Origin of the sequence: Klebsiella sp. SWET4 (assembly GCF_024296565.1) — a bacterium.
Taxonomy (GTDB): Bacteria; Pseudomonadota; Gammaproteobacteria; order Enterobacterales; family Enterobacteriaceae; genus Klebsiella; species Klebsiella variicola.
In genome coordinates this window covers 249082-264362 of sequence record NZ_JANCOB010000007.1, presented here as the reverse complement: position 1 = coordinate 264362, position 15281 = coordinate 249082, and the positions used below count along the sequence as shown (strand labels likewise).

General features: G+C 58.8%; 13 protein-coding genes. 8 read left to right on the top strand and 5 right to left on the bottom strand.

What is annotated here, in order from left to right; all coding sequences use genetic code 11:
• Window position 1: 1 nt before the first annotated feature.
• Entirely contained in the window at window positions 2–1225 is a 1224-nt protein-coding gene (locus NKJ21_RS17665) for an acyl-CoA dehydrogenase family protein (RefSeq protein ID WP_012967322.1), read from the top strand.
• Between the two features lie 45 nt (window positions 1226–1270).
• On the opposite strand, the gene NKJ21_RS17660 is transcribed toward NKJ21_RS17665, so the two are convergent.
• The 5 genes from NKJ21_RS17660 to queF all read right to left on the bottom strand — a co-directional run bounded on the left by NKJ21_RS17660 (window position 1271) and on the right by queF (window position 7907).
• Complete coding sequence (locus NKJ21_RS17660; protein ID WP_012540720.1) at window positions 1271–2212, bottom strand: aliphatic sulfonate ABC transporter substrate-binding protein; 942 nt, start codon at window positions 2210–2212, stop codon at window positions 1271–1273.
• Between the two features lie 138 nt (window positions 2213–2350).
• Complete coding sequence (locus NKJ21_RS17655; protein ID WP_012540721.1) at window positions 2351–3718, bottom strand: L-serine ammonia-lyase; 1368 nt, start codon at window positions 3716–3718, stop codon at window positions 2351–2353.
• Window positions 3719–3783: 65 nt separating this feature from the next.
• Window positions 3784–5073, bottom strand: a complete 1290-nt coding sequence (locus NKJ21_RS17650; RefSeq protein WP_032731171.1) for an HAAAP family serine/threonine permease — start codon at window positions 5071–5073, stop codon at window positions 3784–3786.
• A 509-nt stretch (window positions 5074–5582) separates the two neighbouring features.
• The gene (ppnN, locus tag NKJ21_RS17645; protein ID WP_008806258.1) at window positions 5583–6950 is read right to left on the bottom strand and encodes a nucleotide 5'-monophosphate nucleosidase PpnN; all 1368 of its coding nucleotides are present in this window, start codon (window positions 6948–6950) and stop codon (window positions 5583–5585) included.
• Between the two features lie 111 nt (window positions 6951–7061).
• Entirely contained in the window at window positions 7062–7907 is an 846-nt protein-coding gene (gene queF, locus NKJ21_RS17640; RefSeq protein WP_008806257.1) for an NADPH-dependent 7-cyano-7-deazaguanine reductase QueF, read from the bottom strand.
• A 68-nt stretch (window positions 7908–7975) separates the two neighbouring features.
• Here queF and syd point away from each other — a divergent pair, with 68 nt between their 5' ends.
• The 7 genes from syd (at window position 7976) to gudD (ending at window position 15250) form a co-directional block, all read left to right on the top strand.
• Window positions 7976–8521: a SecY-interacting protein gene (syd, locus tag NKJ21_RS17635; protein ID WP_008806256.1), complete on the top strand. Its 546-nt coding sequence runs from the start codon at window positions 7976–7978 to the stop codon at window positions 8519–8521.
• A 632-nt stretch (window positions 8522–9153) separates the two neighbouring features.
• Window positions 9154–9483: a YqcC family protein gene (locus NKJ21_RS17630; RefSeq protein WP_008806255.1), complete on the top strand. Its 330-nt coding sequence runs from the start codon at window positions 9154–9156 to the stop codon at window positions 9481–9483.
• Entirely contained in the window at window positions 9483–10277 is a 795-nt protein-coding gene (gene truC / locus NKJ21_RS17625; RefSeq protein ID WP_008806254.1) for a tRNA pseudouridine(65) synthase TruC, read from the top strand. The genes NKJ21_RS17630 and truC overlap by 1 nt, the downstream gene beginning before the upstream one ends.
• Window positions 10278–10281: 4 nt before the next feature.
• Window positions 10282–10725, top strand: coding sequence for a flavodoxin (locus NKJ21_RS17620; RefSeq protein WP_008806253.1), 444 nt, complete (start codon window positions 10282–10284; stop codon window positions 10723–10725).
• Window positions 10726–11196: 471 nt separating this feature from the next.
• Window positions 11197–12555 (top strand): MFS transporter, encoded by a 1359-nt coding sequence (locus NKJ21_RS17615; protein WP_008806252.1) that lies wholly within the window; start codon window positions 11197–11199, stop codon window positions 12553–12555.
• Window positions 12552–13892 (top strand): glucarate dehydratase family protein, encoded by a 1341-nt coding sequence (locus NKJ21_RS17610; RefSeq protein ID WP_254733063.1) that lies wholly within the window; start codon window positions 12552–12554, stop codon window positions 13890–13892. Before NKJ21_RS17615 ends, NKJ21_RS17610 begins: the two co-directional genes overlap by 4 nt.
• A 17-nt stretch (window positions 13893–13909) precedes the next feature.
• On the top strand, window positions 13910–15250 hold the full coding sequence (gudD, locus tag NKJ21_RS17605) for a glucarate dehydratase (protein WP_008806250.1): 1341 nt from the start codon (window positions 13910–13912) through the stop codon (window positions 15248–15250).
• The last annotated feature ends 31 nt before the right edge of the window (window positions 15251–15281 follow it).

The window sequence follows — 15281 nt, the reverse complement described above, 5'->3', positions numbered from 1 at the left end:
AATGACCCTGCTCTCCACTGGCACCGATTATGACGCGCTGGCGGCCGCCTTCCGCCCGATATTCACCCGTATCGCCCAGGGCGCTGCGGAGCGCGAACAGCAGCGCATTCTGCCCGATGAGCCGATCCGCTGGCTGAAAGAAGCGGGCTTCGGCACGCTGCGTATCCCGCGCGAGAAGGGCGGCTGGGGCGCTTCGCTGCCGCAGCTCAGCGCGCTGCTGATCGAGCTGGCGCAAGCGGACTCTAACCTGCCGCAGGCCCTGCGCGCGCACTTTGCCTTTGTGGAAGATCAGCTGAATCAGCCGGATTCCGCCGGGCGCGACCGCTGGTTTCGTCGCTTCCTCGACGGTGAGCTGGTGGGCAGCGGCTGGACCGAGATCGGCGCGGTTAAGCTGGGAGAGGTGAACACCAGAGTGACGCCGACAGAGGGCGGCTGGCGACTCGACGGCGAGAAGTTTTACAGCACCGGCGCGCTGTACGCCGACTGGATCGATGTGTTTGCCCGGCGCAGTGATACCGCCGGCGATGTGATAGCCCTGGTCAGCACCCAGCAGACCGGCGTGGTGCGGGAAGATGACTGGGATGGCTTTGGCCAGCGGTTGACCGGCAGCGGGACCACCCGCTTTACCGGCGCTCGGGTGGAAACCGAACATGTCTATGATTTTGCCCAGCGCTTTCGCTATCAGACCGCCTTCTACCAGCATGTGCTGCTGGCGACCCTCGCGGGCATTGGCCTGGCGGTTGAGCGGGATGCCGCGCAGGGCGTCAAACATCGCTCCCGGATGTACAGCCACGGCAACGCCGCCGTGCCGCGCGATGACGCCCAGGTTCTGCAGGTCGTTGGGCAGATCAGCAGCTGGGCATGGGCGACCCGGGCCGCGGTCCTGCAGGCCGCGGAATCGCTGCAGCAGGCCTATGTGGCGCACGTCAGCGACGACGAAGCATTGATTGCCCGGCGTAACCAGCTGGCGGAAGTGGAAGCGGCGCAGGCGCAGGTGATCGCCAGCGACTGGATCCCGCGGGCGGCGACGGAGCTGTTTAATGCCCTCGGGGCGTCGGATACGCGAACTCGCCTTGCGCTGGATCGCCACTGGCGCAATGCGCGGACGGTTGCCTCGCATAATCCGGTGATTTATAAGGCACGTAATATCGGTAACTGGCTGGTGAACGGTGAAGCGCCCACCTTTATCTGGCAGATAGGCAATGGTGAGAAAACGGCGGGGTAAGCCTGTCGGCGACGGGAGGCGCAGTGCTTCCCGTCGTCAGGAAAATCAAGGTTTATCCAGCGACCAGGTGGCGCTGCGCACGTCGACTTTCACCGGCAGCAGGCCGATGCGCGTAAAGGTATCCGCCAGCGCCTGCTGTTCGTTATACACCGCCGGGGTCATGCGTTCGGCACCGTAGGGCAGGCGGGCCAGGGTCTTCTGCCAGATGGCTTTATCCAGTCCGGTTGAGGTCGACAGCAGCCCGGCGGCCTCGTCCTGATGGCTGTTCGCCCACGCGCTGAGTTTACCCAGCTCATCCACCACCTGCTTTGCTGTCTCCGGGTAGGTATCTGCAAACTTGCGGCTGGCGAGATAGAAGGTGTAGTGAGGCACCAGCCCCTCGGCATTGCGGATCTGTCGGGCTTTCGCGTTGGTTTCCACTTCTGCGAGGAACGGATCCCAGATCACCCACGCATCAATCGCCCCGCGCTGGAAAGCGGCGCGGGCATCCGCCGGCGGCAGATAGACCGGGGTGATGTCTTTATAGCTGAGGCCCGCTTTTTCCAGTGCGGCAACCAGCAGGTAGTTGACGTCAGACCCCTTGTTCAACCCCACGCGCTTGCCCTTCAGGTCGGCCACGCTGTGGATTGCCGACTGTTCAGGCACCACAATCGCTTCCGTTTTCGGGTTAGCGGGGGAATGGGCAAGGTAGACCAGATCGGCTTGCGCCGCCTGGGCAAAGGCCGGAGGCGCATCGCCGGTCGCGGCCAGATCGATACTACCGACGTTCAGCCCCTCCAGCATTTGCGGTCCGGCGGGGAATTCGACCCAGCGTACGGCAATACCCTGTTTTTTCAGGCTCTCATCCAGCGTGCCGCGATACTTCAGCAGCGCGAAGATATTCGCCTTTTGATAGCCGATGTTGACGGTTTCCGGCGCTTTGGCCAGCGCGGAGGTAGAGAGGGCGGCGAGGACCAGCAGCCAGGCAGGGCGGAATCGGTTGGACATTGTCTGTTCTCCTTAGCGGTTTTGCGTAAGGTAACAAACAGCGCTTATAACCATTAAATAACTAAAATTTTATTGATATAACAAAAAGAGTTATTCAGGACGATGACCCGACACGTCGACGCGTGCCGGGTCTGAGGATTAATCGCAGGCGACGATCTTCATCGCCAGGCCACCGCGAGAGGTTTCCCGGTACTTGGCGTTCATGTCTTTACCGGTTTCGTACATGGTCTCGATCACTTTATCGAGGCAGACGCGCGGCTCGCTGGTCCGGCGCAGCGCCATTCGCGCGGCGTTGACCGCTTTCACGGCGGCGATAGCGTTGCGTTCGATGCACGGTACCTGCACCTGGCCGGCAACCGGGTCGCAGGTCAGGCCGAGGTTATGCTCCATGGCGATCTCTGCCGCGATGCACACCTGACCCGGGCTACCGCCCAGCAGTTCCGCCAGACCGGCCGCCGCCATCGAGCAGGCGACGCCCACTTCACCCTGACAGCCGACTTCGGCGCCGGAGATGGACGCGTTCATCTTATACAGCGAACCAATCGCGCTGGCGACCAGCATATAGCGGGCCAGAGAGTTGCTGTTCACCTTGCGGATAAACTTGTCGTAGTAGGCCAGCACCGCCGGCACGATACCGCAGGCGCCGTTGGTTGGCGCGGTAACGACCCGGCCACCGGCGGCGTTCTCTTCGTTCACCGCCAGGGCGAACATATTGATCCAGTCGACCACCGCCATCGGATCGCTGTTGGTGGTGTCCTGACTCACCAGCATGCGGCGCAGCGCGGCGGCCCGGCGCGGCACGCGCAGTTTGCCCGGCAGAACGCCTTCGGTGGTGATGCCGCGTTCGATACCGGCGCTCATCACTTCCCATACCGCGGCAAAGTGTTGCTCCAGCGCTTCTTTGCTGTGCAGCGCCAGTTCGTTCTGCATCATCAGCCCAGAGAGCGACAGCCCGGTTTCACGGCAGTGACGCTGCAGGTCGGCGGCGTTTTTATAAGGGTAAGGAACCGCAACCGGCGCATCGGCGATCTGGCCGAAGTGCGCTTCGTCGACGATAAAGCCGCCGCCGATAGAGTAATACGTCTGGCTGTAGATCACCTTGTCACCGGCCAGGGCGGTAATGCGCATGCCGTTCTCATGCAGCGACAGGTTGTCGGCATGGAAATTCATGCACTGATCGACCGGGAAGTCCACTTCGTGCTGACCGTTGGCCAGCATCAGGCGGCCATGGGTGTTAACGTCCTGAATAAAGCCCGGAATGGCGTCGATGTCGACGGTGTCCGGCAGGTTGCCGGCGAGTCCCATGATAATCGCGATGTCGGTATGGTGGCCTTTACCGGTCAGGGAGAGGGAGCCATAGACGTCGACGACGACTTTGCTGACGTCGGCCAGCAGGCCGCGTGCGATCAGATCGTCAGTGAATTGTTTGCCCGCTTTCATCGGTCCAACGGTATGGGAGCTGGAAGGGCCAATGCCGATTTTAAAGATATCGAATACGCTGATCATATGTATTCCCGTGCTGTCGGAAAGCGCGCCGCCGTTAAGCGGCGCGGGGGGAGGTATTGACTGAATTAGCTGAACAGCGAGTAGAAGATCGCGGAGATGGCAATCAGACCCATAATCACCACGAAGACGTTGCTGATATGGCCGCTGTATTTACGCATCGCCGGCACTTTCTGAATCGCGTACATCGGCATCAGGAACAGGATCATCGCGATAATCGGGCCGCCAAGGGTCTCGATCATCCCGAGGATGCTCGGGTTCAGCGTCGCCACAATCCAGGTGGTCACCAGCATGAACAGCGCGGTCAGCTTGTTCAGTTTGTTGACTTCGATAGATTTGCCTTTACTGCGCAGGGATTTAATCACCATGCCGTTAAAGCCTTCGCGGGCGCCCAGATAGTGGCCGAGGAAGGATTTGGTGATGGCGATCATCGCGATGATCGGTGCCATCCAGGCGATAACCGGCGCGTTAAAGTGGTTTGCCAGGTAAGACAGAATCGAGATGTTCTGCTCTTTCGCCGCCGCCAGGTCCGCCGGAGAGAGGCTCAGGACGCAGCTGAATACGAAGAACATCACGGTCAGCACCATCATAATGTGAGCGCGGGCCAGGATGCTGGAGCATTTCTTCTCGGCGCCTGCGCCGTACTCTTCACGCTTGGCCACCGCGAAGGAGGAGATGATCGGCGAGTGGTTGAAGGAGAAGACCATCACCGGGATCGCCAGCCACAGGGTCATCAGCAGGCCATTGCCGGTTGCGGAGGCGCTGCTCAGGGAGAGCGTCTCCAGCGCCGCGCCGTTCCACTGCGGGATCAGGTACAGCGCCAGAATCATCAGGGCGATAACGAACGGGAACACCAGGATGCTCATCGCTTTCACAATCATCTGCTCACCGAAACGCACGATGGTCATCATACCGACGATCAGGATCAGCGACAGAATGGCGCGCGGCGGCGGCGTCATGTGCAGCTGGTGCGACATGAAGGTTTCGACGGTGTTAGTGATCGCCACGCTGTACACCAGCAGGATCGGGTAGATAGCGAAGAAGTAGAGCAGGGTAATCAGCTTCCCTGCGCCTACGCCGAAGTGTTCTTCCACCACTTCGGTGATGTCTTCGCCCGGGTTTTTCCCGGAGAGGACGAAGCGAGTCATACCGCGGTGAGCGAAGAAGGTCATCGGGAAGGCCAGAATCGCCATGATAATCAGGGGGATCATGCCGCCGACGCCGGCGTTGATCGGCAGGAACAAGACGCCCGCGCCGATCGCTGTACCGTACAGGCCCAGCATCCACATGGTGTCGGTTTTACGCCATCCGCTGCGGGTTTCGCCCGAAACGATGGTGCTGGTTTGAGTGGTTTCCATCTGTATCTCCTGGAGGAATCAACAAAATCTAATGAACAAATACAATTGCGTAACATGAAATTCGTTTAATTACGGTTTTTTTAGAAATTTTCTCCGTAATAATTGGGCCGGAAAGATACATTTATATGGTTTATGCATCAGTGATCGCGATCTCAAATGCAATAATCCACTTTCAATGTGCGTATTTTTAGTCCAACAGCCTGTTTCTGGTGATCAGCCAGCGATTTGTGGCGCGCAGGCTACCATTTGCAGCATATGAGATAAAAGCGGAGCGGCGTAATAACGAGGGATTTACTGTAAAAAAGAGATGTAGTCGACGTTTTTGCGCTTAAAACCATTTTTTGCAGTGATAATTGTCGCAGTTTTTACCAACGCAAACGATTGGCTATGTAGAAATGATTCAGGTGACTGAATAATAACAGAAAGGTTTTTAGCGTGTTCTGGAAGTCAGAGGAAGAGAGCCCGCCGGGGGCAGGCTGTAGAAGATACCCCGGCGGGAGAGTGAGAAATCAGGCGATGATTTCGTAGCAAGGAATATAGGCGGTGCCGCCCGGCAGTTTCATACGATGCTGGGCGACGAAGCCCTGCAGCAGATCGTCCATGCGGCGCATCATCTCCGGATCGCCATGCAGCTTGTAAGGACCGTACTGCTCAATGGCCTGGATGCCCACCTCTTTGACGTTACCCGCGACAATCCCGGAGAAGGCGCGACGCAGGTCGGCGGCCAGCACTTCCACCGGTTGGTCCGGGGAGAGCTTGAGATTGGCCATGTTTTCATGGGTCGGATCAAACGGCATCTGCAGGTCCGGCGAGATGCGAATCGACCAGTTGAAGCTGTAGGCGTCATCGGTCTCGCGACGGCTCTCTTTCACCAGCGGCATCGCTTTTTTCATCTGCCGCGCCACTTCCGCCGGATCGTCGATGATGATCCGATAGTGACGACGGGCGGACTCGCCCAGAGTATGGGTGATAAACTCGTCCAGCACGCGGAAGTAGTCGGCGCTCTCTTTCGGTCCGGTGAGGATCAGCGGCAGCACCTGCGCTTTGTTCTCCGGATGCATCAGAATACCCAGCAGATAGAGCAGCTCTTCGGCAGTGCCGACGCCGCCCGGGAAGATAATGATCCCGTGGGCGATGCGCACGAAGGCTTCCAGACGCTTTTCGATATCCGGCATGATGATCAGTTCGTTGACCAGCGGGTTCGGCGGTTCTGCGGCAATGATGGACGGTTCGGTCATGCCGATAAAGCGGCTGTCTTTGTAGCGCTGCTGCGCGTGGCCGACGGCGGCGCCTTTCATCGGGGCCTCCATTGCGCCAGGCCCGCAGCCGGTGCAGATGTTCAGTTCGCGCAGTCCCAACTGCGTACCGACGCGGCGGGCGTAGAGATATTCGTTTTCATTAATGGAGTGACCGCCCCAGCAGACGATCATGTTCGGTGCTTCGCCGACGTGCAGCGCGCGGGCGTTGCGCAGGATCGAAAACACCAGGTTGGTGATATGGACCGAACTTTCCAGATCGAGGTTCGGGAAGCGAACGGTATTGTGGATCTGGCCGTAAACGAACAGGATATCGCGCAGCACGGCGAACAGGTTGGCCTGCAGGGAACGGATAATACGCCCGTCAACGAAAGCCTCTTCCGGCGGGTTGATCAGTTCCAGCTTCACGCCACGTTCGCGACGCAGCACGTTAATATCGAAGTTTTCAAAACGGGAGAGCAGCTCCTTGCTGTTATCGGTCAGGCTCCCCGAGTTGAGCACAGCAAGCGAGCAGTTGCGAAAGAGTTGATACAGGTCACTGCTGGCGGTGCGCTTAAGCATATCCACTTCCAGCTGCGACAGCATATCCATTGAACCAAGCGGGCTAACATGTGTAATCAAGTGAACTCCTTACAGGACGCTTATGGTCTTCCTGTGATTACAATAGCCCTGCGAGCGGCGTTTCCACAACCTTGCGCGCGCCTAAACGCACGCATATTGTGAAATTATTTATTATTGTCGGGCGAGGCGGCCAGTGGCGGGGGAAAAGTCGCCGTTGCTGCGCCAGGGGTTGATATCCAGACCGCCGCGTCGCGTATAGCGGGCGTAAACGGAAAGCGATTCCGGCTGGCAGAAACGGAGAATATCGTTAAAGATGCGCTCGACGCACTGCTCATGGAATTCGTTATGATGGCGGAATGAGACCAGATAGCGCAGGAGCTGCTCGCGGTCGATTTTCGCCCCCCGATACTGGATCTGTACCGAGCCCCAGTCCGGCTGGTGGGTGATCAGGCAGTTGGATTTCAGCAGATGGCTGACCAGCGTCTCTTCCACGATTTTGCCGCTGGCGGCGCCCTGCAGATAGTCGGTGCTGAACTGATAGTTATCGATCTCGATATCCTGATCGTCGATGCAGGCGCCGTGCAGGTGGGCAATCGGCTGGCCTTCCAGTTCATCCAGCCGATACAGCGCCACCTTGACCTCGCCCTGCGCGCAGGCGCTCAGATCGCGGGTCAGCGTCTCTGCAACGTCCTGCCAGCTGGCGAAACGCGTCTGGTTAAAGCTGTTGAGATAGAGCTTAAAGCTTTTTGACTCCACCAGATTGACGCTGGTGTCGGGCAGTTCGACGTGGCCGACGGCCACCTGCGGCAGGCCTTTGCCGTTCAGCCAGGAGAGTTCGTACAGCGTCCAGATATCGGCGCCGTGGAACGGCAGGTTATCGGCATGCAGGCCCAGCGGATCGCGGTTAAGGCTGCGCGGGACGCCCTGCAGCAGCGAGGCGTCATAAGTATCGCGGTAATCGGTTGATTTACCGAGCGTCAGGCCGGCCAGCGCCTGATGATTATCGTAAGAAGACATGTTTCACCATAGTAAAGCGGGTACACTATCTCTCCAGTGTATCCTGTCTAACGTGAAGAGAGAAACCGGTGGACCATCAGACCGCAGAAGCGCTGCGCGCTTTTACCCAACGTTACTGCGCCGCCTGGCAGCAACAGCGCAACAGCCTGCCGCGCAGTGAAGAGCTTTACGGCGTTCCGTCGCCTTGCGTCGTTGATACCCAGGGCGAGGCCGTATTCTGGCAGCCGCAGCCGTTTTCGCTGGCGCAAAATATCAGCGCGGTTGAACGCGCCCTGGATATTGTGGTACAACAGCCGCTTCATTCTTATTATACCACTCAGTTTGCCGGCGACATGACCGGCCGGTTTGCCGACGAAACGCTGACGCTGCTGCAGACCTGGAGTGAAGAGGATTTCCAGCGGGTGCAGGAAAACTTAATCGGGCACCTGGTGGTACAGAAGCGCTTGAAGCTGGCGCCGACGCTGTTTATCGCCACCCTCGAGAGTGAACGGGATGTGATTTCCGTCTGTAATCTCAGCGGCGAGGTGATCAAAGAGACCCTCGGCACCGCCAAACGCATCACGCTTTCCCCCTCGCTTGCGAGTTTCCTCAGCCACCTTGAGCCGGTTCTGTAATCCAGTCTACCTGGTCGTTTGTGAGAGATCTCTTACAAAACCTGTAAGAGATCGTCATCATTTAAGGCAAATTTAATCCCTTCTTTTTTTTATAAGTCATTGGTATAAAATCAGATCTTAATTTTTTCGTCCTTTTGAGTGGGGACTAATCTTAAGAGATTGTCTCAAGAAGGGTTGTAAGACGAGGCAGAATCAGTGATCCTATGTCTGTCGACAGGAAGTCGCGAAATGAAGCGAACATCAGGATGATGGCGCTTCTGCAGGACCCGCCAGGATGGCGTTGCAAGGACAGGCTTCAGGATGAAGCAAGGATAACGCAGGAACGCGTAATGGACACCTCCAGGATGGAGAACGAGAGCCGCTCAGGATGAACGGTGGATCAGGAAGATCGGGACAAACTTAAGGATAAGTCATTTCGCATCGGGGTGGTGTGAAAGCAGGATGCGCGAGTTTATGGATGAACATTGGTCAGGAGACCTCAGGAAAAGTTTTCAAGGACGAGCAGGGAGCACCAATGTAGCGGGAATGCTGCAAAACGAACCGGGAGCACTGTTTATACAGTGCTCCCTTTTTTTATTTCTTCTGCGGATTTGCTATCCTGCGCCCGGTTTTTAACTCATCGAGGTTTCCCCATGACTCTTCACGATAGCGTGCGCGATCGCCTGCGCGCCATTGAAGCCCTGCTGCGCGAAACAGAGCACTGGCAGGCGACGGCGCCGGACAGCAGCGCCTTCGCCAGCGATAAGCCGTTTTGCCTGGATACCCTGGAGCCGCTGGAGTGGCTGCAGTGGGTCCTGATCCCGCGTATGCACCAGCTGCTGGAGAGCGGTCAGCCGCTGCCGCAAAATTTTGCCGTTGCGCCTTATTACGAGATGGCTCTGGATCAGGCCCACCCGGTCCGCGAATCCATGCTGGCGGAACTTCTGCTGTTAGACGCGCTGTTTGCCGGTGAGCAGGCCTGATGCTGGAGATTATCTACCAGGACGACTGGCTGGTGGCGGTCAATAAACCCTCGGGCTGGCTGGTGCATCGCAGCTGGCTCGATCGCGACGAGAAAGTGGTGGTGATGCAGACCGTGCGCGACCAGATTGGCCAGCACGTTTTTACCGCTCATCGTCTCGACCGGCCCACCTCCGGCGTCCTGCTGATGGGGCTGTCGAGCGAGGCGGGCCGCCTGCTGGCGCAGCAATTTGAACAGCATCAGATCCAGAAGCGCTACCATGCGATCGTCCGCGGCTGGCTGATGGACGAAGCGCTGCTGGATTACCCGCTGGTGGAAGAGCTGGATAAAATCGCCGATAAATTTGCTCGTGAGGACAAAGATCCGCAGCCGGCGGTGACCCACTACCGCGGCCTGGCGACGGTGGAGATGCCGGTGGCAACCGGGCGTTATCCCACCACTCGCTACGGGCTGGTGGAACTGGAGCCGAAAACCGGCCGCAAGCACCAGCTGCGCCGCCATCTTGCTCATCTGCGTCATCCGATCCTTGGCGACAGCAAGCACGGCGATCTGCGGCAAAACCGCAGCGCCGCAGAACATTTCGGCTGTCACCGCCTGATGCTGCACGCCAGCGAGCTGTCGTTAACCCATCCGTTTACCGGCGAGCCTCTGACCCTGCGCGCTGGTTTTGACGAGGTCTGGATGCGCGCCCTGTCGCAGTTTGGCTGGCGCGGGCTTCTCCCGCTAAATGAAAGGGTTGAGTTTGCCGACGACTGCGGTCAGGATGAAGGGAATAAGGTCAATCCAGGGAGATAATAGCATGGCGGAAGTCGGAATTTTTGTCGGCACCATGTACGGCAACTCGCTGCTGGTCGCGGAAGAAGCGGAAGCGATCCTCAGCGGACTGGGACACAAGGCAACCGTGTACGAGGATCCGCAGGTCAACGACTGGGAATCCTATACGGGTAAATATGTGCTGGTGGTCACCTCCACCACCGGGCAGGGCGATCTGCCGGACAGCATTGTTCCGCTGTATGAGGGGATGAAAGATATGTATCAGCCCCATCTGCGCTACGGCATTATCGCGCTCGGCGACAGCACCTATGCTAACTTTTGCGGCGGCGGGCTGAAGTTCGACCAGCTACTGCAGGAGCAGGGCGCGAAGCGCATCGGCGAGATGCTGAAGATTGACGCCAGCGAAGACCCGGAGCCGGAGAGCGTCTCCAATCCGTGGGTTGAGCAGTGGGCCACCCTGCTCGAATAAAAGCGCTGCCCTCTCCCTACGCAGAGGGCGCTCTTTCAATACGTCGCAGCCAGATACGCGGACGTCAAAATGGTAGCGCGTTCCTGGCGCCACGCCTTTAGGCAAACGCCACAATATCCTTAGCAATATCATGGCTTAAGCCAGCCAGTTTCACCGGGTCAAGTGAGGTATTTCACACTCCGGCCCTTTTTGCTGTGCTTTGCGGCTCCAGCGGCGCTGGTTTTTCATTTCCGTGAACTTCCCCCCATTCTTTCAGGCATTCGCCACAAACCACCTGCAATAGCGGCGTAAAAGCTGTGTAGATGCACGGTGAGCCGCGGTGTGCCTCTTCATATACTGCTCCAGCCAGTGATAAATGCAGTGCCAGATATAACGACAACTATCAAAACACGACCACGTCATTCTGATTACCCTACAGGTTGTGCTGTTCAGAATGAACGTAGCTAAACGCTATGATTCAGGAGTACAACAATGAGTTCATTAAGTCAGGCGGCGACGGCGGCTGAAAAGCGCACCAACGCCCGCTACTGGATAGTGGTGATGCTGTTTATCGTCACTTCTTTTAACTATGGTGACCGGGCGACGCTGTCGATCGCCGGTTCAGAAATGGCCAAAGATATCGGCCTCGATCCTGTTGGCATGGGGTATGTGTTCTCCGCCTTCTCATGGGCGTATGTCATCGGCCAGATCCCGGGCGGCTGGCTGCTTGACCGCTTCGGTTCGAAGCGCGTCTATTTCTGGTCGATCTTCATCTGGTCGATGTTTACCCTGCTGCAGGGCTTCGTCGATATCTTCAGCGGCTTTGGCATTATCATCGCGCTGTTCACTCTGCGTTTCCTCGTCGGCCTTGCCGAGTCGCCGTCATTCCCGGGCAACAGCCGTATCGTCGCCGCCTGGTTCCCGGCGCAGGAGAGGGGGACGGCGGTATCGATTTTTAACTCCGCCCAGTACTTTGCCACCGTTATCTTCGCGCCGATCATGGGCTGGCTGACGCATGAGGTGGGTTGGTCGCACGTGTTCTTCTTTATGGGCGGCCTGGGGATTGTGATCAGCTTTGTGTGGCTGAAAGTGATCCACGATCCGAACAACCATCCGGGCGTGAACCAGAAAGAGCTGGACTATATCGCCGAAGGCGGGGCGCTGATCAACATGGATCAGAAGAGCAGCGCGCAGAAAGTGCCGTTTAGCGTCAAAATGGGACAGATCAGACAGCTGATCGGATCGCGGATGATGATCGGCATCTATATCGGTCAGTATTGCATCAACGCCTTAACCTACTTCTTTATCACCTGGTTCCCGGTTTATCTGGTGCAGGCGCGCGGAATGTCGATCCTCAAAGCCGGCTTTGTCGCCTCCGTTCCGGCGGTGTGCGGCTTTGTCGGCGGGGTGCTGGGCGGGGTGATTTCCGACTGGTTAATGCGCCGCACCGGCTCGCTGAATATCGCGCGTAAAACGCCGATCGTGCTGGGGATGCTGCTCTCCATGACCATGCTGATGTGTAACTATGTCAACGTGGAGTGGATGGTGATCGGCTTTATGGCAATGGCCTTCTTCGGCAAAGGGATCGGGGCGCTCGGCTGGGCGGTGATGGCGGATACCGCGCCGAAAGAAATTAGCGGTCTCTCCGGCGGCCTGTTCAACATGTTCGGCAATATCTCCGGTATCGTCACTCCCATCGCCATCGGCTATATCGTTGGCACCACCGGCTCGTTCAACGGCGCGCTGATCTACGTCGGCATCCATGCCCTGGTGGCGGTGCTGAGTTACCTGGTGTTGGTGGGCGATATCAAACGCATCGAACTGAAACCTGTGGTGGGGCGCTCATCATGACTACCCAATCCAGCCCGATTATCACTGAGATGAAGGTCATTCCGGTGGCCGGGCACGACAGCATGCTGCTGAACATCGGCGGGGCGCACAACGCCTGGTTTACCCGCAATATCGTGGTATTGACCGATAACGCCGGCCACACCGGCGTTGGCGAAGCGCCCGGCGGGGAGGTCATCTACCAGACGCTGCTGGCGGCGATCCCGCAGGTGGTGGGCCAGGAGGTCGCCCGACTCAATCGCGTAGTGCAGCAGGTGCACAAAGGCAATCAGGCGGAGGATTTCGATACCTTCGGCAAAGGGGCGTGGACCTTCGAACTGAAGGTTAACGCGGTGGCGGCGCTGGAAGCGGCGCTGCTCGACCTGCTCGGCCAGGTGCTGAAGGTGCCGGTCTGCGAGCTGCTGGGGCCGGGTAAGCAGCGTGATGCCGTCACCGTGCTGGGCTACCTGTTCTATATTGGCGATCGGCAGAAAACCGACCTTGGCTATCTGGACCATACGCCGGGCGATCATGAATGGTACCGCCTGCGCCATCAGCAGGCGTTGAGCAGCGAGGCGGTAGTGCGTCTGGCGGAAGCCGCCCAGGATCGCTACGGTTTCAAAGACTTTAAGCTGAAGGGCGGCGTGCTGCCCGGCGAGCAGGAGATCGACACCGCGCGGGCGCTGAAAAAGCGTTTTCCGGAGGCGCGCATCACCGTCGACCCGAACGGCGCCTGGCTGCTGGATGAGGCCATCGCGCTGTGCAAAGGGCTGCAGGATGTCCTGACTTATGCCGAAGATCCGTGCGGTGCCGAGCAAGGTTTCTCCGGCCGGGAGGTGATGGCCGAGTTCCGTCGTGCCACCGGGCTGCCGGTCGCCACCAATATGATCGCCACCAACTGGCGTGAAATGGGCCATGCGGTGATGCTCAATGCCGTCGACATCCCGCTGGCGGACCCGCATTTCTGGACGCTCTCCGGTGCGGTACGGGTGGCGCAACTGTGTGACGACTGGGGGCTCACCTGGGGCTGCCATTCCAACAACCACTTTGATATTTCCCTGGCGATGTTTACCCACGTCGGCGCCGCCGCGCCGGGCAACCCCACCGCCATTGACACCCACTGGATCTGGCAGGAGGGCGACGCGCGCCTGACCAAAAATCCGCTGCAGATTATTCACGGCAAGATTGCCGTGCCAGACGCGCCGGGACTCGGCGTGGAACTTGACTGGGAGCAGGTGCGCAAAGCCCATGAGGCCTATAAAGCGCTGCCGGGCGGCGCGCGCAACGACGCAGGCCCGATGCAGTACCTGATCCCCGGCTGGACATTCGACCGCAAACGTACCGTTTTCGGCCGCCACTAATTAAAAAGGATGATGCTATGACGACTTTCACTTCAACGCCCGTTGTTACGACCATGCAGGTGATCCCGGTTGCCGGCCATGACAGCATGCTGATGAACCTGAGCGGCGCGCACGCCCCGTACTTCACCCGCAATATTGTGATTATCAAAGATAACGCCGGGCATACCGGCGTCGGCGAAATCCCCGGCGGCGAAAAGATCCGCCAGACCCTGGAAGATGCCGCGCCGCTGGTGGTGGGCAAAACGCTGGGCGAGTACAAGAATGTGCTGGGCGCGGTGCGCAACCAGTTTGCCGACCGCGACGCCGGGGGCCGCGGCCTGCAGACCTTCGACCTGCGTACCACCATTCACGTGGTAACCGGGATTGAAGCGGCGCTGCTGGACCTGCTGGGCCAGCACCTTGGCGTCAATGTCGCTTCCCTGCTTGGCGATGGCCAGCAGCGCAGCGAAGTCGAAATGCTGGGCTATCTGTTCTTTGTCGGCAACCGCCACGCCACGCCGCTGGCCTATCAGAGCCAGCCGGATGAGCAGTGCGAATGGTATCGCCTGCGCCATGAAGAGGCGATGACGCCGGATGCGGTGGTCCGCCTGGCGGAAGCGGCGTATGAAAAATATGGCTTCAACGACTTTAAGCTGAAGGGCGGCGTGCTGGCCGGTTTTGAAGAAGCTGAGGCGATCAGCGCCCTGGCGAAACGCTTCCCGAATGCCCGCGTCACTCTCGACCCGAACGGCGCCTGGCTGCTGGAGGAAGCCATCCAGATTGGTAAACAGCTGAAGGGCGTGCTGGCCTATGCGGAGGATCCGTGCGGCGCCGAACAAGGTTTCTCTGGCCGCGAAGTGATGGCCGAGTTCCGCCGCGCGACGGGCCTGCCGACCGCGACCAATATGATCGCCACCGACTGGCGACAGATGGGCCATACCTTGTCCCTGCAGTCGGTGGATATCCCGCTGGCGGACCCGCACTTCTGGACCATGCAGGGGTCGGTGCGTGTGGCGCAGATGTGCCATGAGTTCGGCCTGACCTGGGGATCGCACTCCAATAACCACTTCGACGTGTCGCTGGCGATGTTCACCCATGTCGCGGCAGCGGCGCCGGGCAAAATCACCGCGATTGATACCCACTGGATTTGGCAGGAGGGCAACCAGCGTCTGACCAAACAACCTTTTGAAATCAAAGGCGGTATGGTGCAGGTACCGAGTACCCCGGGCCTGGGGGTTGAGCTGGATATGGACCGCGTGATGCAGGCAAATGAGCTATATAAGAAACATGGTCTTGGCGCCCGCGACGATGCGATGGCGATGCAGTATCTGATCCCGGGCTGGACCTTTGACAACAAGCGTCCATGCATGGTGCGCTAAATGGCCGTCGGCCTCTGCGGGGGCCGGCATT

Coding starts and splice junctions, on each gene's coding strand:
- NKJ21_RS17665 (WP_012967322.1), top strand. CDS start 2: ATGACCCTGCTCTCCACTGGCACCGATTATGACGCGCTGGCGGCCGCC.
- NKJ21_RS17660 (WP_012540720.1), bottom strand. CDS start 2,212: ATGTCCAACCGATTCCGCCCTGCCTGGCTGCTGGTCCTCGCCGCCCTC.
- NKJ21_RS17655 (WP_012540721.1), bottom strand. CDS start 3,718: ATGATCAGCGTATTCGATATCTTTAAAATCGGCATTGGCCCTTCCAGC.
- NKJ21_RS17650 (WP_032731171.1), bottom strand. CDS start 5,073: ATGGAAACCACTCAAACCAGCACCATCGTTTCGGGCGAAACCCGCAGC.
- queF (WP_008806257.1), bottom strand. CDS start 7,907: ATGTCTTCTTACGATAATCATCAGGCGCTGGCCGGCCTGACGCTCGGT.
- NKJ21_RS17630 (WP_008806255.1), top strand. CDS start 9,154: ATGACTCTTCACGATAGCGTGCGCGATCGCCTGCGCGCCATTGAAGCC.
- truC (WP_008806254.1), top strand. CDS start 9,483: ATGCTGGAGATTATCTACCAGGACGACTGGCTGGTGGCGGTCAATAAA.
- NKJ21_RS17620 (WP_008806253.1), top strand. CDS start 10,282: ATGGCGGAAGTCGGAATTTTTGTCGGCACCATGTACGGCAACTCGCTG.
- NKJ21_RS17615 (WP_008806252.1), top strand. CDS start 11,197: ATGAGTTCATTAAGTCAGGCGGCGACGGCGGCTGAAAAGCGCACCAAC.
- NKJ21_RS17610 (WP_254733063.1), top strand. CDS start 12,552: ATGACTACCCAATCCAGCCCGATTATCACTGAGATGAAGGTCATTCCG.
- gudD (WP_008806250.1), top strand. CDS start 13,910: ATGACGACTTTCACTTCAACGCCCGTTGTTACGACCATGCAGGTGATC.